This is a genomic window from Thalassotalea coralli (assembly GCF_055786205.1).
In genome coordinates this window covers 239,913-264,460 of record NZ_JBVVBK010000001.1, presented here as the reverse complement: position 1 = coordinate 264,460, position 24,548 = coordinate 239,913, and the positions used below count along the sequence as shown (strand labels likewise).

25 protein-coding genes and 1 tRNA gene are annotated in these 24,548 nt (G+C 41.0%); 9 read left to right on the top strand and 17 right to left on the bottom strand.

The features are described from left to right. Nucleotides 1-147: 147 nt before the first annotated feature. The 14 genes from ACOB80_RS01100 to ACOB80_RS01035 all read right to left on the bottom strand — a co-directional run bounded on the left by ACOB80_RS01100 (nt 148) and on the right by ACOB80_RS01035 (nt 13,717). Nucleotides 148-969: a flagellin N-terminal helical domain-containing protein gene (locus ACOB80_RS01100; RefSeq protein ID WP_473163950.1), complete on the bottom strand. Its 822-nt coding sequence runs from the start codon at nt 967-969 to the stop codon at nt 148-150. Between the two features lie 121 nt (nt 970-1,090). Further along, nucleotides 1,091-2,296: a flagellar hook-associated protein FlgL gene (flgL, locus tag ACOB80_RS01095; RefSeq protein ID WP_473163949.1), complete on the bottom strand. Its 1,206-nt coding sequence runs from the start codon at nt 2,294-2,296 to the stop codon at nt 1,091-1,093. Nucleotides 2,297-2,307: 11 nt separating this feature from the next. Continuing rightward, nucleotides 2,308-4,314, bottom strand: a complete 2,007-nt coding sequence (gene flgK / locus ACOB80_RS01090; RefSeq protein WP_473163948.1) for a flagellar hook-associated protein FlgK — start codon at nt 4,312-4,314, stop codon at nt 2,308-2,310. A 38-nt stretch (nt 4,315-4,352) separates the two neighbouring features. Continuing rightward, nucleotides 4,353-5,309, bottom strand: a complete 957-nt coding sequence (flgJ, locus tag ACOB80_RS01085; RefSeq protein ID WP_473163947.1) for a flagellar assembly peptidoglycan hydrolase FlgJ — start codon at nt 5,307-5,309, stop codon at nt 4,353-4,355. 14 nt (nt 5,310-5,323) lie between these two features. Then, nucleotides 5,324-6,439, bottom strand: coding sequence for a flagellar basal body P-ring protein FlgI (locus ACOB80_RS01080; protein ID WP_473163946.1), 1,116 nt, complete (start codon nt 6,437-6,439; stop codon nt 5,324-5,326). Between the two features lie 29 nt (nt 6,440-6,468). Further along, a complete protein-coding gene (gene flgH / locus ACOB80_RS01075; protein WP_473163945.1) occupies nt 6,469-7,152 on the bottom strand; it encodes a flagellar basal body L-ring protein FlgH in 684 nt (227 codons plus the stop codon). Between the two features lie 8 nt (nt 7,153-7,160). Further along, nucleotides 7,161-7,949: a flagellar basal-body rod protein FlgG gene (flgG, locus tag ACOB80_RS01070; RefSeq protein ID WP_473163944.1), complete on the bottom strand. Its 789-nt coding sequence runs from the start codon at nt 7,947-7,949 to the stop codon at nt 7,161-7,163. Between the two features lie 19 nt (nt 7,950-7,968). Beyond that, complete coding sequence (gene flgF, locus ACOB80_RS01065) at nt 7,969-8,712, bottom strand: flagellar basal-body rod protein FlgF (RefSeq protein ID WP_473163943.1); 744 nt, start codon at nt 8,710-8,712, stop codon at nt 7,969-7,971. A gap of 155 nt (nt 8,713-8,867) precedes the next feature. Continuing rightward, nucleotides 8,868-10,232 (bottom strand): flagellar hook protein FlgE, encoded by a 1,365-nt coding sequence (gene flgE / locus ACOB80_RS01060; RefSeq protein ID WP_473163942.1) that lies wholly within the window; start codon nt 10,230-10,232, stop codon nt 8,868-8,870. An 84-nt stretch (nt 10,233-10,316) separates the two neighbouring features. Further along, nucleotides 10,317-11,006 (bottom strand): flagellar hook assembly protein FlgD, encoded by a 690-nt coding sequence (locus ACOB80_RS01055; protein ID WP_473163941.1) that lies wholly within the window; start codon nt 11,004-11,006, stop codon nt 10,317-10,319. A 19-nt stretch (nt 11,007-11,025) separates the two neighbouring features. Then, on the bottom strand, nt 11,026-11,445 hold the full coding sequence (gene flgC, locus ACOB80_RS01050) for a flagellar basal body rod protein FlgC (RefSeq protein ID WP_473163940.1): 420 nt from the start codon (nt 11,443-11,445) through the stop codon (nt 11,026-11,028). Further along, nucleotides 11,445-11,843, bottom strand: a complete 399-nt coding sequence (flgB, locus tag ACOB80_RS01045) for a flagellar basal body rod protein FlgB (RefSeq protein ID WP_473163939.1) — start codon at nt 11,841-11,843, stop codon at nt 11,445-11,447. Before flgB ends, flgC begins: the two co-directional genes overlap by 1 nt. Before the next feature lie 68 nt (nt 11,844-11,911). Continuing rightward, the gene (locus ACOB80_RS01040; protein ID WP_473163938.1) at nt 11,912-12,745 is read right to left on the bottom strand and encodes a CheR family methyltransferase; all 834 of its coding nucleotides are present in this window, start codon (nt 12,743-12,745) and stop codon (nt 11,912-11,914) included. 36 nt (nt 12,746-12,781) lie between these two features. Continuing rightward, a complete protein-coding gene (locus tag ACOB80_RS01035; protein ID WP_473163937.1) occupies nt 12,782-13,717 on the bottom strand; it encodes a chemotaxis protein in 936 nt (311 codons plus the stop codon). Between the two features lie 172 nt (nt 13,718-13,889). On the opposite strand from ACOB80_RS01035, the gene flgA reads away from it, so the two are divergent. The 3 genes from flgA (at nt 13,890) to flgN (ending at nt 15,431) form a co-directional block, all read left to right on the top strand. Further along, nucleotides 13,890-14,582 (top strand): flagellar basal body P-ring formation chaperone FlgA, encoded by a 693-nt coding sequence (flgA, locus tag ACOB80_RS01030; RefSeq protein WP_473163936.1) that lies wholly within the window; start codon nt 13,890-13,892, stop codon nt 14,580-14,582. A 76-nt stretch (nt 14,583-14,658) separates the two neighbouring features. After that, a complete protein-coding gene (gene flgM / locus ACOB80_RS01025) occupies nt 14,659-14,982 on the top strand; it encodes a flagellar biosynthesis anti-sigma factor FlgM (RefSeq protein WP_473163935.1) in 324 nt (107 codons plus the stop codon). Nucleotides 14,983-14,999: 17 nt separating this feature from the next. Then, a complete protein-coding gene (gene flgN, locus ACOB80_RS01020; RefSeq protein ID WP_473163934.1) occupies nt 15,000-15,431 on the top strand; it encodes a flagellar export chaperone FlgN in 432 nt (143 codons plus the stop codon). A gap of 109 nt (nt 15,432-15,540) precedes the next feature. On the opposite strand, the gene ACOB80_RS01015 is transcribed toward flgN, so the two are convergent. Both ACOB80_RS01015 and ACOB80_RS01010 read right to left on the bottom strand, forming a co-directional pair. After that, nucleotides 15,541-16,002 carry an LPP20 family lipoprotein gene (locus tag ACOB80_RS01015; RefSeq protein ID WP_473163933.1) on the bottom strand — a complete coding sequence of 154 codons (462 nt, stop codon included), beginning with the start codon at nt 16,000-16,002 and terminating at the stop codon, nt 15,541-15,543. 11 nt (nt 16,003-16,013) lie between these two features. Continuing rightward, on the bottom strand, nt 16,014-16,661 hold the full coding sequence (locus ACOB80_RS01010) for a FlgO family outer membrane protein (protein ID WP_473163932.1): 648 nt from the start codon (nt 16,659-16,661) through the stop codon (nt 16,014-16,016). Nucleotides 16,662-16,889: 228 nt separating this feature from the next. Here ACOB80_RS01010 and ACOB80_RS01005 point away from each other — a divergent pair, with 228 nt between their 5' ends. Both ACOB80_RS01005 and ACOB80_RS01000 read left to right on the top strand, forming a co-directional pair. Continuing rightward, the gene (locus ACOB80_RS01005; protein ID WP_473163931.1) at nt 16,890-18,050 is read left to right on the top strand and encodes a flagella assembly protein FlgT; all 1,161 of its coding nucleotides are present in this window, start codon (nt 16,890-16,892) and stop codon (nt 18,048-18,050) included. 50 nt (nt 18,051-18,100) lie between these two features. Further along, a tRNA-Arg gene (locus ACOB80_RS01000) sits at nt 18,101-18,176 on the top strand. A 73-nt stretch (nt 18,177-18,249) separates the two neighbouring features. Here ACOB80_RS01000 and ACOB80_RS00995 read toward each other — a convergent pair. Further along, nucleotides 18,250-18,387, bottom strand: coding sequence for a hypothetical protein (locus tag ACOB80_RS00995; protein WP_473163930.1), 138 nt, complete (start codon nt 18,385-18,387; stop codon nt 18,250-18,252). Nucleotides 18,388-18,703: 316 nt separating this feature from the next. On the opposite strand from ACOB80_RS00995, the gene tkt reads away from it, so the two are divergent. The 4 genes from tkt (at nt 18,704) to fba (ending at nt 24,425) form a co-directional block, all read left to right on the top strand. Beyond that, nucleotides 18,704-20,686, top strand: coding sequence for a transketolase (tkt, locus tag ACOB80_RS00990; protein WP_473163929.1), 1,983 nt, complete (start codon nt 18,704-18,706; stop codon nt 20,684-20,686). A 59-nt stretch (nt 20,687-20,745) separates the two neighbouring features. Beyond that, nucleotides 20,746-21,759, top strand: coding sequence for an erythrose-4-phosphate dehydrogenase (epd, locus tag ACOB80_RS00985; protein WP_473163928.1), 1,014 nt, complete (start codon nt 20,746-20,748; stop codon nt 21,757-21,759). A 65-nt stretch (nt 21,760-21,824) separates the two neighbouring features. After that, complete coding sequence (locus ACOB80_RS00980; protein WP_473163927.1) at nt 21,825-23,003, top strand: phosphoglycerate kinase; 1,179 nt, start codon at nt 21,825-21,827, stop codon at nt 23,001-23,003. 357 nt (nt 23,004-23,360) lie between these two features. Beyond that, nucleotides 23,361-24,425 (top strand): class II fructose-bisphosphate aldolase, encoded by a 1,065-nt coding sequence (gene fba / locus ACOB80_RS00975; RefSeq protein WP_473163926.1) that lies wholly within the window; start codon nt 23,361-23,363, stop codon nt 24,423-24,425. The last annotated feature ends 123 nt before the right edge of the window (nt 24,426-24,548 follow it).

The window sequence follows — 24,548 nt, the reverse complement described above, 5'->3', positions numbered from 1 at the left end:
ACTTATTTTTTTTACTTTAAACTTTTTTTCCTTTTTTTTATTAATATTTGCAATTTCCTATTTAAAGCTTTGTTTTACAAGAAATAAAAAAGATCAAAAAAAGCCTCTAATGAGGCTTTTTTTTGATCTTGCTGCAAATAATTTACGTTACTGCAGTAACGATAACGCTATTTGAGGTTGCTGGTTGGCTTGCGCTAACATTGAGCTTGACGCTTGTTGCAATACAGATGTTCTAGCTAATGCCGCAGACTCAGATGCAAAATCGGTGTCTTCAATCCGAGAGCGTGAAGCCGATACATTCTCTGCAGTATTCGTATTTGAACGAATTACTGAACTAAAGCGGTTTTGCTTCGCACCGAGGTCAGCACGAACACCTGTAACTTCCGCCAATGCACTGTCTATTAAAGTAATCGCAGACTGCGCACCAGAGAACGTACTAATATTTACATTAACACCTGAAGCTACACCTGCAGCTGAGAAGTTAACAGGAATTGATAAAGTAATGATTTGCCCAGCATCAGCACCGATTTGGAAGCCTTCTTGATAAGAACCATTCAACAATGGAACGCCACCAAATTCTGTTTGTTGTGAAATACGTGTAAGCTCTACCGCTAATTGCTGATATTCGGCATCTAGAGCCAAACGGTCAGACGTGGTGTTTGAACCGTTAGAAGACTGAACCGAAAGCGTACGCATACGTTGTAGCGCATTAGTATACTCATCTAACGCACCTTCAGCCGTTTGTGCTAAAGAAATACCATCATTTGCGTTACGTGCTGCTTGGTTCAAGCCATTTATTTGCGCAGTCAAACGACTTGAAATCTGTAAACCCGCCGCATCGTCTTTAGCGCTATTGATACGCTTACCAGACGATAAACGTTGGTAGTTGGTTTGAAGATCATCAGTCGAACGTGTCAACTGACGTTGTGCATTCAAAGATGCGATATTACTATTTACGACTAATGCCATTGCTATCATCTCCTAGTTATAGGTTGTGGTTCTATTGCTGATAACAACACTTTCTAGGAACCACTTTCAAAATTTTGTCACTTGAATAAAAAGCAACAATGATGCCAAAGTTAATTTTGGCCTAAATATAGTTAAATAAAGTTAACCCTTTAATTTGTACAAAGGTCTGCTGAGCCGCCTGCAGCGCTACTTGCGACTGCTCAAAGGTGGCAATTGCTTTAGCAAAATCTAAATCTTCAATATTCGATCGGCCTTTTTCTATATTTATCAAGGCGTCCTGATGATTATTATCTTGATTATCAATAAGTTGAAGTCTTACACCTGCTTCTGTTCGCTGTGTAGTAATGTGATTTAACGCTGCGTCTAACTGATCTAATATTTCGCCGTAGTCAATGTCATGCTGGCGAGGATCTGCCACACTTTGCCCTTGACCGATCCAATCTATTGCCGCTTTTATTGTGTCAAAAATCCCTATTTCTTCTTCAGGGGTAATGTCAATGTTGTCACCCGGCAAAGGGTTGCCGTTTATTTGTACTTCTATGCCGTTAAAGGAAATCACTTGCCCCGGCGTATAAGTATTTGTATTGAAAACGGTAACGCCATTAGCATCGCGCACGGTTAAATCGGTTGCCGAGGTAAAATCAAAATTGTAGTCAGGTGGATTAGTTGCAGGATCGTAAGCGCCAGGATTTTGAATAATGGCATTAGTAATATTGAGTCCGCCACCGTTGACATTATAGGTTGGGGAAAAGTCGCCTAAATGATTTGCTACTTGTTCAAAGGCTCTATCACCGGGAATATTAGTTTCCACAAGAATATTTTTCGCCACTTGAACACTGCGTTCACCACTGTCACCAGCGTAAGTAACGGTATCATCAGGTTGAAGGTTAAACGGTTGTTTATCAATCTGATACCCGGAAAAAATGTATCCACCGGTTTCATCTTTAGTATTGGCAATATCAAGTAATTGATCTTGCCCGTCTTTTAAAATCTCTCCCAACGCATTTAGGTCAGCATCTGATAAAGTACCGTTGTTTGCTTGAATAAATGTCGTTTTTATTTCTTGAAGAATGCGTTCAGCGTTACCAAACGACGTATCGAGTAAACTATTTCTATTTTCTGCTTGTGTGATATTGCGCTGATACTTTTCAATATTGGCAATTTCATCTTTATAACCCGCCAAAGTACCATAATTGACCGCATCATCTTTTGCCGTCAGTACTCTTTTTCCAGATGAGATGTATTTCATCTGATCATTTACGCTAGATTGCTTCTCACTTAACTGATTACTATTTTGAAAATAAAACTGTGCGGTTGAAACTCTCATTTATAGCTCTCCTATACCGCGGCCAATAAGGTGTCAAAAATTTCGTTAGCAACTGAGATTATTCTTGAAGAAGCTTGATACGCTTGTTGAAACTTCAGCATATTTGCCGCTTCTTCATCTAAGTTCACTCCAGAGATCTCTTGATTTCGGTTATAAGCTTGGGTGTATAAAGCGTCTGCTGTGTCAGCAACTAACTCTGCTGACTTAGCTTTTGAACCGACAGTGGCGGTAGTAATACCCAGATTTTGAGAGAAGGTTTCTTGACTTCCATTTAAGATACCTTGCTCTTGCGTTAACGACATCAGAGTGGCATTGGCGCCGTTACCAATACCAAAGGCATCTTCTAAGTAAAATTCTTCGCGAGCTAAGGAGCCTTGACCAACTGGGTCACCACTAATTTCTATCTGAAAAGCCATGGCTGCAGGCGCAGGTGGTAAATCTACAACTGCCGTAGATCCAGCAGCGAAAGTACCTGTATCAAGAATTGGTGGCGCTGGTGGTGCAGCGGCCGCTAGAGCAGTATCAAACAACCTATAGGTATATGTGCCTGGTGCACTTTCGTAAACATCAACAGTAATACCATTATTAGTCGTTGAAACATAAGTACGTGCGGCTTCAGGATCTTCAACATTAACAATATTGAGTGCGCCAGAACTGACGTTATTATCTGATGTTATCACACCAACAGGAGTACTGGCAGCGATCCCTGAAGGATCCTTTAGCGTGACACTCATTAATGAAGCACCATTTTCATTAGGGCGAATTAAAAACGTATCTCCCGTCGCTGGTGTTCCAGAATCTATGTTAAATGAAAATCCCAACCCTGTATCGTAACTCGGTGGTGTAGCAGGTAGCGTGGTTGTTTGACCTGTCGTTAGGTTGGTCATTTGATAGTCAGTACCATCCCACTCCACTTGAAATTCATCAGAAGGTAAAAGCGAAACATCGGTAATTTCGACACTTGCTTGCACTGTACCGGCGTTTGACTGTGGTGCTAATACACGAGATTGCATCAAGGCCGTTGAATTAATATCGGTAAAAAGATCTAAGCCTTGCTGCTGATTCAAATCTAAGCCATCTGCTTGTCCCGAGTTCATTGTTTCGGAAATAGCCATGGCTAAGCGATTTACCTCACTGCGTACTTTTGCTAGATGCTCATCTCGAAACTCAAATTTCGCACCTAGCGAACCACCAATAGATTTTGTGCTTAAAGCAACGTCTCCATTAGGACCTACAAGTCTAAGCTCAGTTTGTTTCGGATCTGGATCGCCAGCATTAACACTAACAGTAAGTGGAGTGATTCCCGCGACCAAAGTTGAGCCGCCACCAATCATGACGGTCATCACACCGTTTTGATCGACAACCGTATTAACTGAAGTAAACTCGCCAAGTTCGCTAACAAGTTGATCTCGACGATCTAAAAGATCATTGGGTTGACCGCTAACAGTAAGCTCTTTTCCCTGCAAGATTTGATCATTTATTTTCGCTATCTCAACACTTATCTCGCTTATTTGACTGGCGATCTGAACAATTTCACCATTTGCAGAAGACTCTAATTGATCAATAGTGGTATTGAGAGCGTTAAAGTCAGCAGCAAGAATTTCGGCTTGGCTTAATGCAATGCTGCGCAAACCCAAATCACTCGGGTTATCGGCAATACCGTTCATGGTGCTATATAGTTTTTCAATAGAACCTGAAATAGAAGAACCGCTAAAGGTCATAATTTCATTTAATTGGTCTAGGTCTCGGTGAAGGGTATTTGAAAAGCCTAAGTTACTTTGATTATAAAGCTGCTCTTTATATGAAAACTCACTGTAGATTCGAGTCACGTCTTCTACATAAGTACCAGAGCCAATAAAGTTACCGCCAAAAAATAGTCCCGTAGAAGTATTTTGTTCAGCGCGCTGGCGGTTATATCCCTCGGTATTAACGTTTGCAATGTTATGGCCAGTCGTCGCCAGCTGCTGCTGCGCGGCTAAAAGCCCGCTAACTCCAGTATTATATAAATTGACCGACATAACCGTAACTCCTGCATAGCCTTACCAAAGGCACATTGTTATTTATTAACGATGCTGGTGACGGTTTTTAAGGTGCCTAAGATCTTATTGGCATAGTTAGGATCCGTCGCATATCCAGCACTTTGTAGGTTATGCAGGAACTGTTCCACATTGCCAACCTGCTCTAAAGCTTGTTGATATCTTGGATTTGATGTTAGGAAATTTACGTAATCGTTTGCACTGTCTGTGATAGATCCATATACACGAAATGGTTCGCGTTTCTTGATCATCGATCCTTGTTCAAACTCTAACGTATCTTTATGGGCACTTTCACCCTGCCAACGCTTGTCAGCCTTGATATTAAATAGATTGTTAGAGCTTTTTCCTTGTGAGTCTTTGATGATCTTTTGACCCCAGCCCGTTTCTAAAGCCGCTTGAGCGATAACCACTTCAAATGGCAATTTCAATTTTTGTTGAACCATTTTAGCCGGCTCAGTCATCGCATGAACAAAGTCAGCAGGTGTTTTAAATTCATCTGGCTGTTGAACATCTGACGATGTTTTATTATCAGTATTACTATTGATGGCAGAATTTTGACGCCACTTAGGCATCACCAAAGGCTCAGCACTTTTTTGCTCTGCTAACGGATTAATCGCGCCGGCTTTAAAGAGTGATTGAGGCGTGAAATCTTCAGTGCCTCCGCCTAGTTGGCGCTCAATCAATTCGGCCAACCCAAGAGAGCCATTACTTGAAAGTTCTACAGCCAATTGCTGATCATGCATGTCACGGTAGAACTTTGTTGACTGTGAATTAAACGGACTATCTGACTCCAAAACTTCTTGAGCGCTACGCATACTTTTTAACAGCATCTGCATAAAGATCGCTTCAAACTGTTGAGCAGCTTGTTTTAAAGCGGCCTTTTTCTCACCCGCATCATTTTTATTCGACTGAACACGAATGTTATTAAGGCCGTTTAAGTCTAAAAAGTTTTGAGCGTCTGAAATCTTGCTGTTCATGGTTTATCTAGTCATTAAATAATGACTAACTCCCCTCTTAATGCACCAGCTTGCTTTAACGCTTCCAATATCGCCATCACATCGCCAGGGCCAGCGCCAACATTGTTAATTGCTCTCACTAGCGTGTCCAAAGTAATGCCAGGATCAAACACAAACATACGGTTATCACTCTGGTTTACATCAATAATTGACTGGTTAGTAATCGCAGTCTCTCCTTCGGCGAATGCATCAGGCTGTGTGACTTCCGCGTTTTCATTAATCGTTACTGTAATGCCACCATGAGTAACAGCAGCCGGCAGTAATCTTACATCTGATCCAATGACTATCGTGCCTGTTCGAGAGTTCACAATCACTCTTGCTGAAGGCGAGTCTGGTTCAAACTCTAAATTTTCTAGCATGGAAAGAAAAGTCACTCGTTGACTCGCATTACGTGGCGCCGATACCTGAACTGATGTAGCATCCAACGCATGCGCAATGTAAGTAGACGGGTCATCTGGATTGGCAAATTCGCTGTTAATCGCTTTTTCCAAATTTTTTGCCGTGGTAAAGTCCGAGTTTCGCAAGTTAAAGGTAATGTAGTCGCCCATCATAAATGGAGACTTTACCTCTCGCTCAACAATAGCGCCGTTAGCGATACGGCCAACAGTCGGAGTATTTACAACGACCTTTGAGCCATCTAACCCTTCTGCGCCTAGACCACTAACCACTAAGCTACCTTGGGCAACAGCATACGCATTGCCATCTATCCCCATCAAAATGGTTTGCAATAAGGTTCCGCCACGTAAACTTTGCGAACTCCCCATTGAAGATACGGTGATATCGATAGTTTGGCCAGGTTTTGCAAATGCCGGTAGCTCTGCGTGAACGGCAACTGCCGCGACATTTTTAATTTTCGGTTTTAGGTTAGCCGGCATGGTTATGCCAAAATTACTCAGCATCGTTTTAAAACTTTGCTCGGTAAATGGACTTTGCTCACCCGTTCCCGGTAAACCTACAACCAAACCGTATCCCACTAATTGGTTACTACGAACACCCGCCACATCTGTTAAATCTTTTACTCGCTGTGTTTTAGCGTGCGCGAAAGATGTACTCAATAAAAGTAAAATTAATAGCTTGCTCAGTGTTTTCATCTTCAACTACTCCGTACGTGAGGTGGCTATTAAAGCGGCCACCAGCTGCTATTAAAGAATTTACTTAAAAACCCTTGTTCATTGACTTCAGCAAATGTACCAGTGCCTGAATATTGGATTCGAGCATTTGCGACTTTGTGAGAAGTAATAGTATTGCTTGAAGTAATATCTTGAGGACGAATAATGCCGGTTAAACGAATATATTCATCGCCTTTGTTTAACGTTAACCACTTTTCACCACGGATCATTAAGTTGCCGTTGGGTAAAACACGTAAAACATGCACAGAAATATTGCCAGATAAACTATTGCTTTGGTTCGACTTAGAATCGCCTTTGAAGTCTGAATCTTGATTCAAACCAAATTGTACTGAGTCACCTTTATAGGTAACTGGGTTGCCACCTAAGCCAACAATAGGGTCTAATGTCGCACTGTTTTCTTTCTTAAGCTCAGTTTTAGCGTTTTTAACTGCTTGCGTACTTTCGCTTAAAATAACAGAAATAATATCGCCAACACGGTGAGCTTTTGAGTCAGAATAAATATTATTGACGTAGTTAGTCTTAAACAATGAGCCAGTAGGAACAACAGGCTCTTCTTCCATTTCAGGTAGAATAGGCGCAAAGTCTGGATCATTTGGTAAAACTTTCGCTTGCTCTATCGTTGTACAACCAGAAGCTAGTACTAAAAGGCTCGCTAACAAAATGACTTTTTTCATGCTACCCCCTAAATTTGCTGGTTAATGTAGCTCAGCATTTGGTCTACAGCTGAAATCACTTTCGAGTTCATTTCGTAGACTCGCTGACTTTCAATTAGATTAACCAACTCTTCCGTGGTATTTACATTCGACGTTTCCAAAGAGCCTTGAATAATCATACCGAAGCCTTCTAAACCAGGAACACCTTCTTGTGGCGCACCACTAACGGCAGTTTCTACAAATAGGTTTTGGCCAATCGGCTCTAAACCGGTAGGGTTAACAAAGTTAACGGTATTTAACTGACCAACTACTGCTGGTTCTGCCTGGCCTTGTAAGGTCACTGACACCTCACCATCTTGCGAAACAATGATACTTAATGCGTCTTGAGGAATAGTCACCTGCGGCTGCACTAAATAACCAGCGCCCGGCGTTACCATGTTACCTTCTTCATCCATGGTAAATTGACCGTTTCGTGTGTAAGACAAGCTACCATCTGGCATTTGTACTTGGAAAAAGCCTTCACCTTGGATCATTAAATCAAGGGCATTATCTGTAGTTATCATGTCACCTTGGGTATGAATTTTTTGCGTCGCGACTACTTTTGTACCGGCACCTAACATAAGACCAGAAGGCATTTCAGTGTCTTGTGTTGAACGACCACCTGGCTGATTCACTGTTTGATAAAGTAAGTCTTCAAAAACCGCCCTACTTTTCTTAAAACCAACAGTACTCGCATTTGCCAAGTTATTCGAAATTACGGCAATTTCTTTGGTTTGCGCGTCCAATCCTGTTTTACTAATCCACAATGCTGGGTTCATATATCACCTCAATAATTAGTTAGAAGGCACGCAATAGCGATGCACTTGCTGAATCGATTTCTTCAGCGGTTTTCATTAGTTTTAATTGCATTTCAAACTGACGTTGCAATGCGATCATTTCTGTCATTTCACCAACAGGGTTAACGTTACTTGACTCAAGCATGCCGCTTTGAACGGTCACTTGAACGTCGGCAAACTCAGGGTTATTAACCGGACCTCGATATAAACCGTCATTACCACGAGCTAACGTGCGAGTGTCTGGATTAACCAATTTAATACGACCTACTTCCTCTTGAACTGAAGCTGGGGCACCTGCTGGCTGAACCATAATGGTTCCATCGTTGGCAATTTTGATGTTATTTACCGGTAAAGGTAAAAATACCGGCCCAGCTTCACCAAGCACTAAATCACCATTTGGTGTTTGTAAATTACCTTCTTCTGTAATGGTTAAATGGCCGTCACGCGTATAAGCTTCTTGGCCATCAGGCGCTTGAACAGCGATCATGCCCTGCCCTTGGATAGCAATATCTAGATCTCTCGCCGTATTGATTAAGGCACCACTGTCAAAGTTTTGTCGTGCTTTTTCAGTCATGGCAAATACTCGCGTAGGCAAGCCTTCACCAAAGGCTTGCATACTGCGTGCTTGTGCTAAATCTGCCTTAAAGCCTGTAGTCTTAGCGTTAGCTAAGTTATTGGCTGTTATAGATAAAGCATGCATATTTTGTTTAGCGCCACTCATGGCGATATAAAGCATTCTGTCCATGATCATTCCTCTTTAAGAGTTTCTGATATTAGAAATGCAATATGAGTGCCAAGAGGATATAGGAAAAGAGTTAATTTAAGCGTTTTAACGGGAGAGGAATAAAAAAGCCCTTATAAATAAGGGCTTTTAGAAGAATAAATATTAGACTGAATTTACTATCGAATCTGTAAGATTGTTTGGTTTAACTGATTATCAACTTCTAGTGAACGGGAATTCGCTTGGAAGTTACGCTGAGCAGAAATCAAATCAATTAGTTCTGTCGTCAAGTTAACATTCGACTGTTCTAGTGCTGACGAGTTGATAGAACCGAAGGTACCGGTTCCTGCTTCACCTGCTAAGGCTTCACCTGAACTAATACTTTCTTTCCACGAGCTATTACCAATTTGCGTTAGGCCTTGCTCATTAGCAAAGTTAACTAGGGCGATTCTTGCCAAAGGCTCAGAAGTACCATTTGAATAGGTTGCACGAACCAAACCGTCAGTATCAATATCGATACCAGTTAAACGACCAACCGCTAAACCATCTTGCTCTAGTGCAGTTACTTCAAAGTTAGAAGCAAATTGCGTTGGCTCATTCGGGTTAGGGCCACCAGTATCTAAGTTAAAATCTATCGCAATAGTTTGTGTATCATCTGCACCGTTAGCCAAAATAACATTACCTAATGCTTCAGTAATAATACCACCTGCTGCTGGGGTTGGAACTTGTCCAATAAAATCACCTGAAGTATCAAATTGAAGTTGGGCACCTGAAATACCACCTGGCGCTAATGGGCCTGAAGCTGTACCACCTACAGGGTTACCACCGGTACCACCAAAATCATCAATTGGTACTAAAGTACCATCAACAGAAGTAAACAAATCCCAAGTATTTGCTGCCGATTTTACAAAGTAATACGTCATGATATGACTATCACCTAATGAGTCGAAAACCGTCACAGACGTAGAGTGGTTATAGGTTAATGGATCAGTATGATCAAAGTTACCAGGTGCACCCGTAATAATGGCATCACCAGCTGGTAAGTTCATTCGAACATCTACTTCACGTGTTTGCGTTGGTGCGCCTGAAGAAGTAGGAATCAGAATAGGACTTGCGGTACTTAAACTCACTGAAGCAGAAGAGCCATCAGCGTTAACTGGGAAGCCTAACAAATGCTCACCTGCTGAGTTAACAACAAAGTTAGCGTCATTAAGCTTAAATTGACCTGCACGTGTATATGACGTTTCTAAACTACCGAGCTCAGGAACTGTAGCGAAAAAACCGTTGCCCGTAATCGCTAAATCCAACGAGTTGTTAGTAAATTGAATACTACCTTGAGAAAATTGCTGAGCTACATCAGCAGTTAACACACCATCACCAACCTTAGTTTTACCAGCAGATAGTAAAGATGCAGCATAAACATCAACAAATTCAGCACGAGATTCTTTAAAACCAACCGTATTTACGTTTGCAATGTTGTTAGATGTAACATCTAAGTCTTTTTGTGCGGCATTCAAACCACTTAGTGCAATATTAAATGACATATAATCACCTCATTAATCATTCTTTACATACAGAACTACAAATAAACAGAGCCGACTTTTAATGGCTCTAGTTCCGTAATTCGGTTAGCTTTCAGACACTTCTACAACGTCATGTAACGCCATCGAACTGCCACCATTTAAATTCAAAACAATGTTGCCGCCAGCTCCCGCTAGCGTCACGCTATCTACTTTGCGATATGTCATCGCTTGTAATTCACTTGCTTCGCCATCCACTAAACCAGCGATACGAAAACGATATGCGCCTTCAGGTGCAGGATCTCCATTTGACATTTGACCGTCCCACGTAAAGGTAAAGTCACCTGCCTGCACATTTCCTACAGGAACTGTTTGAATAATTTCACCGGCGGTGTTTTCTACATAGATGTTTACGTTATTGGCTGGCGAATCTGTTACTAATTTACCCTTAACAGCTTCTCCTTCAGCCATACCAAAAACATTGTCGTCAACCAAAACACTTCGTCCAACTAAAGAAGATGCTTGCAAGGCTTGGCTTGAAGACATAGAAGCGGCAAACTCCGTAAAGCTATTATTTAGCTGCTGAACACCATCAGTTGTCGAAAACGCCGTCATTTGCGAAATCATTTCGTTATTCTCCACAGGCTTAGTTGGGTCCTGATGAGATAATTCTTTTGTTAACAGGGCGAAAAAATCTTCCTGCGTAAGCATGCCGTTGTTGTTAGACTCTTCTGTTTTATAGTCTTCTTGCTGCCAACGCATGTTTTCTAATGGGCTACCGCCCGTCACTGAATCCATAATATTTCCTACCTATTTACTAGCGCTGACCAAGCATTAAGGTTTTATTAAGCATATTCTTTGCCGATTCTGCTAATTGGATGTTCGTTTGATAAGATCGAGACGCAGAAATCATGTTCGTCATCTCCTCAACGACGTTAACATTCGGCTTATAAATGTAGCCATCAGCATCTGCCATAGGGTGTCCAGGTGAGTACTCAATATTTAACGGCTTGTCACTTTCAACAATGCCCATCACTTGTACGCCTATCGCTTCTTCTTGCCCTGCGGCAGCTTTTTGCATCTCTGCGGCAAAGACCGGATGTCTTGCACGGTAAGTTTGGTCGATGCTGCTACTTACGCTATCTGCATTAGCAATATTACTTGCCGTAGTATTTAAGCGAACAGATTGAGCTCTCATGCCAGTCGCAGATACATCAAATACGTTAAATAAACTCATTACCCTTTACCTCCAATCGCTTTTTTGATCCCTTTTATCTTGGAATTCATGAACTGAATACTCGCTTGATAGTGCATTGAGTTTTCTAGATACAAGTTTCGTTCCATTTGCATATCAACTGTGTTTCCGTCACCGGTATCAGGTTGATTTGGGATCCTATAGGCAGTTCCACTATTGATTTCACTGCGAATATCAAAGTGCTTTTCGTGAGTTTTCGCCATGCTTGATTGCTGGCGACTTTGGGCTTGAGATAAGGCTGCTTTGAAGTCCATTCCTTTAGCTTTGTAGCCAGGAGTGTCTGCGTTTGCAATGTTGCCCGCAATTACTTCCGCGTTTTTGGCGCGTACTTTTAAACTTTCGGGATGGATCCCAAATGCTTTTTCAAAACTAATAGCCATATCACTACCTCCAATTCTCTGGAAATAGTGATACAAATTTTATGCCATTAGTTTAATGAGAATATAAATTAAGATTTTTTTCGGTAGACGATGCCAGGATTACAACGCACCATTTCAAAATCTTGAGATAGACCAGAAAGAGACTCTGAAGCCCCTAGAAATAAGTAACCGCCCTTATTTAGTACGCCATGAATTTGGGACAATATTTGCGTTTTTATTTCAGGAGAAAAATAAATTAACACGTTACGGCAAAAGACGATATCAAACCGTCCCATCAAGCTATAACTGCCTAATAAATTCAAATGACGAAAAGACACCAATTTTTTGACATGATCTTTTACCTTCATCATGCCATTGTCACCATTTTCAAAAAACAAACGCTTTCGCTCAGGTGATAACCCTCTAGAAAGCGCCAACGAATCATAGTGAGCATACTTACAGTGTTCTAACATTGTATGAGAAATATCAGTGCCAACAATCTGAACGCCACTAGGTAAACTACCCGGGTTTGATTGTTGAAACTCTAATCCTGTCATCGCAATGGAATAAGGCTCTTGACCGGAAGAACTTGCCGCCGACCAAATTTTTACAGGGCCACGTTGCCCCTTTAATTCAGGAAGGATCCTTTTCTTTAAAAGCTCGAACGGGTATTCATCTCGAAACCACAAAGTTTCGTTAGTGGTCATCGCATCAATAACAGCCGCTCTCAATTGGCGCTCCATAGGACTAAGCGTACGACTGACTAGATCACCCAATGTTGCAACATCAAACTTCGCCATCAAAGGTGCTAGGCGGCTTTTAACCAAGTACTGCTTGTTATTTCCCAAGACAATACCGCATTGTTGCTCTAAAAATTCTCTAAATTGGTGATAGCTTTTATCGTCAAGTTGTCTTGCTGACACTAGTTTTTACCTACCTTCATGCTTAATCCGCTTTTATTATTCAGACAACTCATCAACACGTAACCACTTTTTAACAGCAATAGCTAATTCGTCAGGGTGAAATTTAGGAATAAAATCTTCAGCGCCGACTTTCTCAACCATGGCATTGTTAAAAACACCGCTCAAGGACGTATGTAAAATAACAGGCATTCTTTTTAATACCTCTGTACTTTTAATTTCAGCTGTTAGTGTATAACCATCCATTTCAGGCATTTCGATATCAGAAATAAGCAGTGCAACCTTCTCGTCGATTGAATTTACGCCTTCCGCCAATGCCGTTAGTTGATCTAATGCATCTTGGCCATTTTTTGCCAGTACCATTTTTAAACCAAGCGGCTCTAAAGCACGCTTTACCTGGTTACGAGCTACGGTTGAGTCATCAGCGATCATAATGACGCGATCACCAATACTTTCACCTACAGTATCATCGGCCACTTCTTCACTTAAATCAGTTGAAACAGGGTTTATTTCATTAAGAATTTTTTCAACATCTAAAATGGAGACCATTTCTTGATCAATTTCAGTAACCGCCGTTAGATAACTTGATTTACCCGCACCTTCGGGTGGAGGCATAATGTCTTGCCAGCGAATGTTGATAATACGCTCTACACCAGCCACTAAAAAACCTTGAACACTGCGGTTATATTCAGCAATTATGACAAAAGCATTTTCATCTGGTTGTATTTCGGGGCCCCCTGTTGCCTTACTTAGGTCGATCACTGAAATTGTTTGTCCCCGAATATGGGCGACACCTTTAATAAACTGATCTTGTTTAGGCAAAGACGTAAGTGCAGGACATGGCATGACCTCCCTCACTTTAAATACGTTAATACCAAAGCGCTGTCGGCCCACTAATTTAAATAAAAGAAGCTCCAGTCGGTTTTGACCAACCAACTGCGTTCGTTGGTTAACTGAATCTAATATACCTGCCATAAAAACCTCATTTTGAATGTCCTGTCATTAATAACGGCCAACAGGCACAATTCTTGATAGTACTATAACGTGATGTGTTTAACTGTCTAAAATTTGACGCTATGCGAACCAATACTCATAAACTAATGATAGACGAGTATTTGAAATTCCCTAGTAATAGATTACAAAAAATATGAGTAATATAAAGATATTAATTGCAATAAGTCTGTTTTTCTCTTTAACCGCATGGTCGGCTGAAGAAACGACCTATACTCGAGATCAACTCAAACAATTCGCAAAATCTTATGTTGAACAAGATTTACCTAAACTAAACCACGGGAAATATGTGGTAACTCCGGCGAATATTGATCCGAGAATACCACTTAAACCTTGCGCTTCACCTTTGGTTGCCAATATACCTAAAAAAAGCGCGAGTAGAAACGTCCATGTTAAAATTTCTTGCGCTAGTTCAATGCCATGGCAAATATTTTTGCCTGTAAAAGTAGAAACACATGTTCAAGTTTTAACCACAACACAAAAAATATCTAAGGGTACTTTGCTCGACTCAGACAATATTACATTGAGCTGGCTTCCTATTCATAAAACAAGAGGGCAAACTTTTACCGAAATTAACTCGGTAATTGGCGCAAAAGCAAAGCGCAGCCTAAATGCGAATACAGTTTTATCAAAATCGTCTTTTTGTTTGGTATGTAAAGGGGACGCTGTCACTATATCAGCGAAAAGCGCTGACTTTATGATTAAAACCGACGGTGTTGCTATGTCTAACGGTAGCGTTGGCCAGCAAATAAAAGTTAAAAATAAACGTTCAGGCAGAACAATATCAGCACAAGTTCAAGGTGTTAACCAAGTTGTCATTGCACTATAAATTTTTTACTAAAGATGTTAGTATTTTGGCCGATAACCTGTTTGCACAGTAGTAAATCTAATACTAGGATTTAAAAATGGCTATTAACATCAACAACTTGTCAAATACCAATCAAGTTAAGCAAAAACTTGATCAACAAGCACAGGTCAAACAGCAAGCAAATCAAACAAATGCGGCTGCCGACCAAGCGAAAATGGCGCCTAAAGACTCAGTGTCATTAACGCCGCAAGCACAACAGTTAACTAAATTGCAGAATAAAGCAGAAGAAGCGCCTGTAGTTAACCAAAAGAAAGTGGAGCAATTGAAGAAAGCTATCAGCTCTGGTGAGTATAAAATCAATCCAGAAAAATTAGCTGCAAGTATTGCCAACTTTGAGTTTGAGTTAACTCGAGCAAACTAAGCTTTTAAGGATTCATATTGAACCAAGTACGTGATCATAAAGCAGAGCTAGAAAAACAGTTGCAACAATTATTGCAGTTGGAGCAGGTTCTTGATAATGAAAAACAGGTATTGGTACAAAATGAACCAGAGAAGCTAGCCGCTTTATCTGAGCAAAAAAATGCTTTGTTAATAGCCATACAAGAACAAGACAAGCTTTTTGCTCAAAGCCCAAGTTTTAAAACAGAAAAAGCAGCGGGTAACTTTAAAGAACAACTCGACCTTATTGAAAACTCATTATTGCGTTGTAAAGATAAGAATTTGATCAATGGTCAAATTATTCAACAGTCTCAGATAGCTGTAGAAAGAATGAAAACTGGCTTATTGCAACAACACAACAAAGCTTCCATGACATACGATGCTAAAGGTAAAACTAGTGGTGGCTTGAGTAGCTTAGGAATCAAAGCATAAGATCAGTAACCTGCTTAATAAACGACACATAAAAAAAAAGTGGCTTTTAGCCACTTTTTTTTATGTGTCGTTTTCGCTGTCCATTCGCCGTTTATTAAACAATCAAACACTAATAGTATTTCACGTCTTTAATCTCTTGCTTTCTCATGTTGGTTTGGTAAATCTGCCAAACATCAGCAAAGTCTAAGCTTAACTCAGTAGTGTAAGTGTCACCAACAGGGTAACTTTTAACCACTTTAGCACCTCGAATAACACCATGAACAGAAGCCGTTAGTTGCTGATTATTAATAATCAAATTTTGCATCGTCACTTCTTGTCCAATTTGCTGCCCATACACCTGCTCCGCCAATTCAGCGTAAGCCGCAAGCTTTGACGCTTTTATTGCCATCAGCATTTTTTGCGTATCATCTGTTGCCCGTTGACTGCTGATAGGAGCTTGCCCTATCGCCTTTAATGTTGGAAATGCCTCAGGCTCAACCGTTTGCCATTGAACATGCTTATCATAAACGGAACTACAAGCGGTAACAGTTAATGCGAGCGACAAAAGAAGGGTTTGTTTTATTCGGCGCATATTAATATCCTCTACTGCTGAATTTCCACGGCACGAGCATCTTCCATTAACTCTTTGTCTTCTCGTAAAATCATCCCGTCTTTCATACGAACATTTTCTTGTCTAGCTAGTTCGTCGCCAAGAACCCAGTTTGGGATAAACGACTGCGATGTTGCGACCACAACGCGAGATTGCATACCTATCATTCTTGCATTAACCATAACACCGCCTTCTTGCCTTACCATAGTCCCAGCAACCACGTAGTCAATAATTTGTCGTTCAGGTAGCTCTTTCCAATCGCGGCTAAACACATAGTCACCTTCTTTAGTAACACGAATATGACCGGTCGTTTTAAAGTCAACCACAATTAAACCATGGCGTTGCAATTCATGAACGAAGTTCTCAGACAATTGATTACCCAACCAATTCGTAGATTCGAGATCTTCTAAATTGACAAATGAAGCAACAGCGACAGGTGTTTTAGGTGTCACAAAAGAACTGCTGTCTAACATCTGATACGCTAAGCCTTTTACTACGTCATTAATTGCATGTTTCGGCAATTCATAGGCGTCAATTGGCCCTTTATCTTGATGGCTGACTCGATAAAAATCACTACCATCAGGGTGCATTGTGCAAGACATAACGCTAGACGCCACCGCCAAGGTTAACCACTTTTTCATTGAGTCGTCCTCAAAATCACATCGAAGTTTGAAATATTTACTGCATAAATTACGCCAACTTTTAACGCCAACAATATGTCAATTGTTTGTAGGCACAAAAAATGCATTATTTAAATCTGTTACATAAATCACGGCTTTTACACTGATTTACATTGCTCAGGTATAGTTTGTTATCGGCACTATGCAGTAAAAGTATTAGGCAATTTTTAAACCAGTATTGGGTACATTATGCGGTTTCTACTCTTAATTTGTTGTTTGTTCACTTGGATAAGCGCTGAAGCACAGTGGTATCAAGCCAAGGGCAAGGCTGTGGTTATGCAAGGAAACACTTCTGCAGCAAAGGCTAAAGCCACTGAAAACGCACTAAAAAAAGCACTATTGGTAGCAGGGGCTTCAGTTTCAAGTATTCAACAGGTTGTCAATGGACTACTGACCCAAGATGCGATAGATATCCGAGCTACTGGAACAGTTAACTCCTTTGAGATTATCGACGAAATACATAGCAATGACATCATCACGGTAACTATTCGTGCCGATATCATTGGCAAAATGCGGCAATGTTTTTCCGCAGATTACCGAAAATCACTGTTACTTGCTCGCAGCCATATAAAAGAAAGAGAGCACGCCAATGTTGGTGGAATTTATGCGCTTGACGACAGCTTCGTTAAACAGTTATCTAAAAAGATAAAAGACAGCGGCCTTTACTTGTCTCCTAAATTATCGGTCAAATCTAGCACCGCTTTCTCACGTTATAACCAAAGCCTTAATTCAGAAAAAATCAAACATATCGCCATGTCACTTAGTCAAATGACAGATAGCCAATACATTCTCTTTTCTGAAATAGAAGATCTCTCATTTAGTAATGAAGCGAATAACAGCTGGAAAATCTGGCAAGCTGATAAGTTCGATCGCTACTTCGCCGTGTCAGTTTACTTATACAACGGCAATGATGGTGAACAAATGTTTCATAAACGCTATCAATCTTTAGCGCCTTGGACATTTGATAAGCGCCAACAAGTCGATGTTCGTTCAACCAGCTTTTGGCAAAGTGAGTATGGGATGTCTATAGATTCTACGCTAGATATTATTCTGGCAGATATTGACGACTACATGATGTGCCAGCCAACTCGCGCTCGCATCGTACAAGTAAGTGGCAACTCTATGCTATTTAACTTAGGCAGCAATCACGGCGTAAAAGTAGGAGACAAATTCTCACTGCTTCATCAAAGCCACTTTACCAGTGATCAAGGCACCCTTTACCCTGGATACAATGTGAGTGACACCCAAGTTACCGTGACACGCGTTTCCGGCAACAGTGCTTTTGCATCAAGCTCAGACGGTCAATTAATAGATAGCATTCAAATAGACGATTTGGTTGTTCGTTATTAAGTGTGTTTACCACTTGATTCGTCGAGATAATCCTTTTTTAATAACCTTAAGTCCCTATAGTTTAACTGGATAAAACTGCGGCCTCCTAAGCCGCTGCTCCAGGTTCGAGTCCTGGTGGGGACGCCAGCTACTCTAAATATATCAGGCAAAAAAAAACCTCGCATAAGCGAGGTTTTTAACTATTTATTCTATTTGCACTTTATTCTTCTACTTGTGCACTAGCTACTTCCGTGTCGTCTGCGATAGAGGTATTACTCAGTACCGCTGACAAGGCTAAAATAAATACTGCAAAAATAACCGTTGTCAATTTTATCCCTTTAGAAGACGACTTATTCATCTTGTTGTCCTTGCAGGATTTTTAATTGTTTGTTTACTGCGCAAAATAACTTATCTGATAATTGACCAATATTCAATCATTTATAAGAAAAAAATGAATATTTATAAATTTTCACTAAATAGAACAATTTTTGGGTTCGTTTCCTAGTGAAAAAGGAAGAAAAATCAATCGCCAATAAATGTTAATTAACATTTGTTTCTAACGCACAAAAAATATAACAAATAGCGTAATAACATTTGCAGTTGGACGGTTAATCAACGAAAATAGCGGCTGTTTTTTACACCCTTGAATTTCAGATATAACTAGTGGAGCAATTATGCCGTCACGCAAAGAACTCGCCAACGCTATTCGCGTCTTAAGTATGGACGCAGTACAGAAAGCCAAATCAGGTCATCCAGGAGCCCCTATGGGTATGGCTGACATCGCCGAAGTACTATGGCGTGACTTTTTAAAGCACAACCCAACTGATCCTAACTGGGCAGATCGCGACCGTTTTATTCTTTCTAATGGTCACGGTTCAATGCTTATCTACTCTTTGCTTCACTTAACTGGCTACGATGTATCAATGGAAGATTTACGAAACTTCCGTCAATTACACTCAAAAACACCAGGTCATCCTGAATACGGTTACACACCTGGCGTTGAAACAACGACCGGCCCATTAGGTGCAGGTATCTCAAACGCTGTAGGTATGGCAATTGCCGAGAAGACACTAGCGGCACAATTTAACCGTGAAGGCCACGATATCGTCGACCACTTCACCTACTGTTTCCTTGGCGACGGCTGTTTAATGGAAGGTATTTCTCACGAAGCTTGTTCATTAGCGGGTACATTAGGCCTAGGTAAATTAATCGCATTTTGGGATGACAACGGTATTTCTATCGATGGCCATGTTGAAGGCTGGTTCTCAGACGATACACCTAAGCGTTTTGAATCTTACGGCTGGCATGTAATTTCAGGCGTTGACGGCCACGATTCAGAAGCCGTTGCTGCTGCTATTGCAGAAGCAAAATCAGTTACAGACAAGCCAACCATGATTTGTTGTAAAACGATTATTGGTTTTGGTTCTCCAAACAAGTCTGGTTCTCATGATTGTCACGGTGCACCTTTAGGCGATGAAGAAATCGCAGCAGCACGTGAATTCTTAAACTGGCCTCATGCCCCATTCGAAGTCCCTGAAGATGTATACCAAGACTGGGATCAAAAAGACAAAGGTCAATCATCTCAAGCTTCTTGGAATGACAAATTTGCTGCATATCAATCAGCTCACCCTGAATTAGCAGCAGAATACGAGCGTCGTGTGCTTAAAGGTGAATTACCAGCGGAATTTGAAGCTAAAGCAAACGCATTCATTAAAGAATGCCAAGAAAAATCTGAGAATATTGCTTCTCGTAAAGCATCTCAAAATGCAATCGAAGCATTCGGTGCAATCTTACCAGAATTAATGGGTGGCTCTGCTGACTTAGCAGGTTCAAACCTGACACTATGGTCTGGTTCTAAAGGTATTCAAGATGATGCTGCTGGCAACTACATTTTCTACGGTGTACGTGAATTCGGTATGTCAGGCATTATGAATGGTATTTCTTTACACGGCGGCTTCATTAATTACGGCGCAACTTTCATGATGTTCATGGAATACGCTCGTAACGCAGTTCGTATGTCTGCTCTAATGGGCATTCAAAATATCTTCGTTTACACCCATGACTCAATTGGTCAAGGTGAAGATGGCCCTACTCATCAGCCTATCGAGCAATTGACTAACTTACGTACTACGCCAAACATGGAAACATGGCGCCCTGCTGATGCAACTGAATCAGCTGTTGCCTGGAAGCATGCGGTTATGCGTCAAAAAGCACCTACATCGTTAGTATTCTCTCGCCAAGGCTTACCAGCTTTAGCGCGAAACGAGCAACAAGTAGAAGACATCAACAAAGGTGGCTACATCTTAAAAGACTCTGCTGGTACGCCAGAAGTTATCTTAATTGCTACTGGCTCTGAAGTTTCACTAGCGTTAGCCGCTGCTGAAACGCTTGGTGACAAGGTACGTGTTGTATCTATGCCTTCTACCAGCGTATTCGATGCACAAACTGCTGACTACAAAGAATCTGTACTACCAAGCTCTGTAACTAAGCGTGTTGCTATTGAAGCTGCTCACACAGACTTCTGGTACAAGTACGTAGGTTTTGCCGGTAAAGTTGTTGGTATGACGACTTTTGGTGAATCTGCACCAGGTGGTGAATTAATGAAGCACTTCGGTTTCACTGCGGAGAACGTAGTTGAAACAGTAAACAGCTTATAATCAGCTAATGCGTATCACTCAAGTTAAACTTGAGTGATACGCCAACTCTATAAAGTTCTATGTCTACAACTATTGCCATTAATGGATTTGGCCGAATCGGTCGTAATGTTGCTCGAGCGCTTTACGAAAACAATCAACAAGACCAATTAAAGCTTGTTGCTATTAATGAAATTGCCGAGCCAGAAGGCATTGCCCACCTACTTAAGTACGACAGTACCCATGGAAGGTTTCCATTTGCAGTGACCTCAAGCGATCGCGGCTTAAACATTGCCGGTGACGACATCACCTTGCTCCACCAAGAAAATATCTCTGCCATTGATTGGCGACAACTAGGGGCCGATATAATATTAGATTGCACTGGTATCACTTCTTCTAGAGCTCAGGGTCAACTGCATATCGACCAAGGTGCTAAAAAAGTATTGCTTTCTCATCCAGGCGGCAAAGATTTAGACGCTACTATTATATTCGGTATTAATCAAAAAATTTTAACAGCAACCGATACAGTTGTGAGCAATGGCTCTTGTACAACTAATTGTATTGTGCCGGTGATCAAAGTCTTAGATGATGCCTTCGGTGTAGAAAGTGGCACTATTACCACTATTCACTCTTCAATGCATGATCAACAAGTAATTGACGCGTATCACCCTGATTTGCGCAGAACACGTGCAGCGAGCCAATCAATCATTCCTGTAGATACTAAATTAGCAGCGGGAATTGAGCGTATTTTACCGAAATTTGCAGGCCGATTTGAAGCCATTGCCGTGCGAGTACCCACTATCAATGTAACGGCAATGGATCTTAGCGTTACTTTAGAAAATGATGTAAGTATTGCCGATATCAATGAGGCGATTCAAGCGGCACAAAACAATGGGTTGCAGGGCATTCTTGGGTATACAGAAGAGCCTTTAGTATCGATAGATTTTAATCACGATCCTCATTCAGCCATAGTTGATGGCAATCAAACACGTGTTAGCCATAAACGCTTAGTAAAGTTGCTCGTGTGGTGTGACAATGAGTGGGGTTTCGCGAACAGAATGCTTGATACCGCCAAAGTAATGGCGCAACTAGATTAAACAGCGATTAGCGACTTTATTTGAGTCAGTAAACTTATTTTTATTTTATTCAAAGGATAAACACAATGTCTGTAATTAAAATGACGGATGTATCGTTATCAGGTAAGCGCGTATTAATCCGTGAAGATTTAAACGTTCCTGTTAATGAAGGAAAAGTAACATCAGATGCACGCTTACGTGCTGCTATGCCTACTATTAAGTTAGCACTAGAAGCTGGTGCAAAGGTTATGGTGATGTCTCACCTAGGCCGTCCAACAGAAGGCGAATACAACGAAGAATTTTCGATGCAGCCAGTAGTTAACTACTTAAAAGACGCTTTAGATGCGCCTGTTCGCTTAGTAAAAGATTACTTAGACGGTGTTGAAGTTGCTGAAGGTGAGCTTGTTGTCTTTGAAAATGTTCGTTTCAATGTTGGCGAAAAGAAAAATGACGATGCGTTAGCACAAAAGTTAGCAGCACTTTGCGATGTATATGTTATGGATGCATTTGGTACAGCTCACCGCGCTCAAGCATCAACACACGGCGTTGCTAAATACGCACCAGTTGCTTGTGCAGGCCCACTTTTAGCCGGTGAGTTAGAAGCATTAGGTAAGGCGCTTGATAATCCAGCACGCCCTCTAGTTGCAATTGTCGGTGGCTCAAAAGTATCAACTAAACTCACGGTATTAGATTCTCTAGCTAAAATTGTTGATCAATTAGTTGTTGGTGGTGGCATTGCCAACACCTTTATCGCCGCAAATGGCAACAATGTTGGTAAATCTTTATATGAGGCAGATTTAATCGACGAAGCAAACCGTTTAACAGCAGATGCTAAAGCGAACAATGGCGACATTCCAGTACCAACAGACGTGGTAGTGGGTAAAGAATTTTCCCCAACAGCTGAAGCTACATTAAAGCCAGTAGCTGACGTTGCCGACGACGACATGATTTTTGACATTGGCCCAGACTCAGCACAAGCACTAGCCAACATTTTAGAAAATGCCGGCACAATCGTTTGGAACGGCCCTGTTGGTGTATTCGAATTCGATCAATTCGGAAAAGGCACTGAAATTATTGCCAAAGCGATTGCCGAATCAAAAGCATTCTCAATTGCTGGCGGTGGCGACACATTAGCCGCTGTTGATAAATATGACATCGCTGACAAAGTTTCCTACATTTCTACAGGTGGCGGCGCTTTCTTAGAGTTTTTAGAAGGTAAGAAGCTTCCAGCGGTTGCAATTTTAGAAGAACGCGCGAACGGCTAAGCAGCTATTTAGCCCGCTATTCCGCTCTTATAAAAAACCAGTTATGAATATTAACTGGTTTTTTTATACCTTTTTGTAAAAAGTGAAAAAAATTTATACTTTTTTTGTTGTAAACTTTCAAAAATTTCAGCCTTTCACTTCTCCTTTCCTGCTGATTTATTACATTTATTTGTTAAACATCGAACAAAATCCAAAACAAAGCTCCTACCACTGATTTTTGTACCAATTTCCATGGTTTTACTAGATGCATAAAATGAAAACTTTCTGATACAATTACGGTATGAAACATTGTAAGTTTCGATTTGAAAGCTTACATAACTGAAATCAAAAGTAATTAACCATTTTTAGGAGTTTTTCATGGCTTTAGTTTCCATGCGCCAAATGTTAGATCATGCAGCGGAAAACGATTACGGTATTCCTGCATTTAACGTGAACAACTTAGAACAAGTTCGTGCGATTATGATTGCGGCTGATAAAACAGACAGCCCAGTAATTTTGCAAGGTTCTGCTGGCGCTAGAAAGTATGCTGGAGCTCCTTTTTTACGTCACTTAATTTTAGCGGCGATTGAAGAATTCCCTCATATTCCAATTGTAATGCACCAAGATCACGGTACTTCACCTGCAGTATGTCAACGTTCTATTCAGTTAGGCTTTTCATCTGTAATGATGGACGGCTCATTGATGGAAGACGGTAAGACGCCATCTAGCTACGAATACAATGTTGACGTTACTCGCCGCACGGTCGAGATGGCGCATGCTTGTGGTGTTTCAGTTGAAGGTGAATTAGGTTGCTTGGGTTCATTAGAAACAGGTGAAGCTGGCGAAGAAGATGGTATTGGCGCTGAAGGCAAGCTAACTATGGATCAAATGCTAACAGATCCTGAAGAAGCGGCTGATTTCGTCGCAAAAACTCAAGTAGACGCACTTGCTATTGCTTGTGGTACTTCTCACGGCGCGTATAAATTCACTCGTCCACCAACAGGCGACATTTTAGCGATTGACCGAATCAAAGCGATTCACGACCGTATTCCTAACACACACTTAGTTATGCACGGTTCTTCGTCAGTTCCTCAAGATTGGTTAGCTGTAATTAACGAATACGGTGGTGCAATCCCAGAAACTTACGGTGTACCAGTTGAACAGATTTGTGAAGGTATCAAGCATGGCGTTCGTAAGGTGAACATTGATACGGACTTACGTTTAGCTTCTACTGGTGCTACCCGTAGATTCTTAGCGCATAACCCTAGCGAGTTTGATCCTCGTAAGTTTTTAGGCGAAACAACAAAGGCAATGACAGATATTTGTATTGCACGTTACGAAGCGTTTAATGCTGCAGGTAACGCGTCTAAAATCAAGCCGATTTCACTAGACAACATGTTCGAAAAATACTTAAAAGGCGAGCTAGACGCCTTAGTTAAATAATTTATCGAATCAAGCTATATTGATAAATTTAATAACGAAACGCTAGCACACACGTTTCATGAAAGTGTAGAGCCAGAAATAACGCACCCTCAATTTCTGGCCAAACATACAGGGAAGTATGTT

Bases quoted from the DNA above. Each gene is read 5' to 3' on its own strand.
- ACOB80_RS01100 (WP_473163950.1), bottom strand. From the start codon at position 969: ATGGCATTAGTCGTAAATAGTAATATCGCATCTTTGAATGCACAACGT.
- flgL (WP_473163949.1), bottom strand. From the start codon at position 2,296: ATGAGAGTTTCAACCGCACAGTTTTATTTTCAAAATAGTAATCAGTTA.
- flgK (WP_473163948.1), bottom strand. From the start codon at position 4,314: ATGTCGGTCAATTTATATAATACTGGAGTTAGCGGGCTTTTAGCCGCG.
- flgJ (WP_473163947.1), bottom strand. From the start codon at position 5,309: ATGAACAGCAAGATTTCAGACGCTCAAAACTTTTTAGACTTAAACGGC.
- ACOB80_RS01080 (WP_473163946.1), bottom strand. From the start codon at position 6,439: ATGAAAACACTGAGCAAGCTATTAATTTTACTTTTATTGAGTACATCT.
- flgH (WP_473163945.1), bottom strand. From the start codon at position 7,152: ATGAAAAAAGTCATTTTGTTAGCGAGCCTTTTAGTACTAGCTTCTGGT.
- flgG (WP_473163944.1), bottom strand. From the start codon at position 7,949: ATGAACCCAGCATTGTGGATTAGTAAAACAGGATTGGACGCGCAAACC.
- flgF (WP_473163943.1), bottom strand. From the start codon at position 8,712: ATGGACAGAATGCTTTATATCGCCATGAGTGGCGCTAAACAAAATATG.
- flgE (WP_473163942.1), bottom strand. From the start codon at position 10,232: ATGTCATTTAATATTGCACTAAGTGGTTTGAATGCCGCACAAAAAGAC.
- ACOB80_RS01055 (WP_473163941.1), bottom strand. From the start codon at position 11,006: ATGGATTCAGTGACGGGCGGTAGCCCATTAGAAAACATGCGTTGGCAG.
- flgC (WP_473163940.1), bottom strand. From the start codon at position 11,445: ATGAGTTTATTTAACGTATTTGATGTATCTGCGACTGGCATGAGAGCT.
- flgB (WP_473163939.1), bottom strand. From the start codon at position 11,843: ATGGCTATTAGTTTTGAAAAAGCATTTGGGATCCATCCCGAAAGTTTA.
- ACOB80_RS01035 (WP_473163937.1), bottom strand. From the start codon at position 13,717: ATGGCAGGTATATTAGATTCAGTTAACCAACGAACGCAGTTGGTTGGT.
- flgA (WP_473163936.1), top strand. From the start codon at position 13,890: ATGAGTAATATAAAGATATTAATTGCAATAAGTCTGTTTTTCTCTTTA.
- flgM (WP_473163935.1), top strand. From the start codon at position 14,659: ATGGCTATTAACATCAACAACTTGTCAAATACCAATCAAGTTAAGCAA.
- ACOB80_RS01015 (WP_473163933.1), bottom strand. From the start codon at position 16,002: ATGCGCCGAATAAAACAAACCCTTCTTTTGTCGCTCGCATTAACTGTT.
- ACOB80_RS01010 (WP_473163932.1), bottom strand. From the start codon at position 16,661: ATGAAAAAGTGGTTAACCTTGGCGGTGGCGTCTAGCGTTATGTCTTGC.
- ACOB80_RS01005 (WP_473163931.1), top strand. From the start codon at position 16,890: ATGCGGTTTCTACTCTTAATTTGTTGTTTGTTCACTTGGATAAGCGCT.
- ACOB80_RS00995 (WP_473163930.1), bottom strand. From the start codon at position 18,387: ATGAATAAGTCGTCTTCTAAAGGGATAAAATTGACAACGGTTATTTTT.
- tkt (WP_473163929.1), top strand. From the start codon at position 18,704: ATGCCGTCACGCAAAGAACTCGCCAACGCTATTCGCGTCTTAAGTATG.
- epd (WP_473163928.1), top strand. From the start codon at position 20,746: ATGTCTACAACTATTGCCATTAATGGATTTGGCCGAATCGGTCGTAAT.
- ACOB80_RS00980 (WP_473163927.1), top strand. From the start codon at position 21,825: ATGTCTGTAATTAAAATGACGGATGTATCGTTATCAGGTAAGCGCGTA.
- fba (WP_473163926.1), top strand. From the start codon at position 23,361: ATGGCTTTAGTTTCCATGCGCCAAATGTTAGATCATGCAGCGGAAAAC.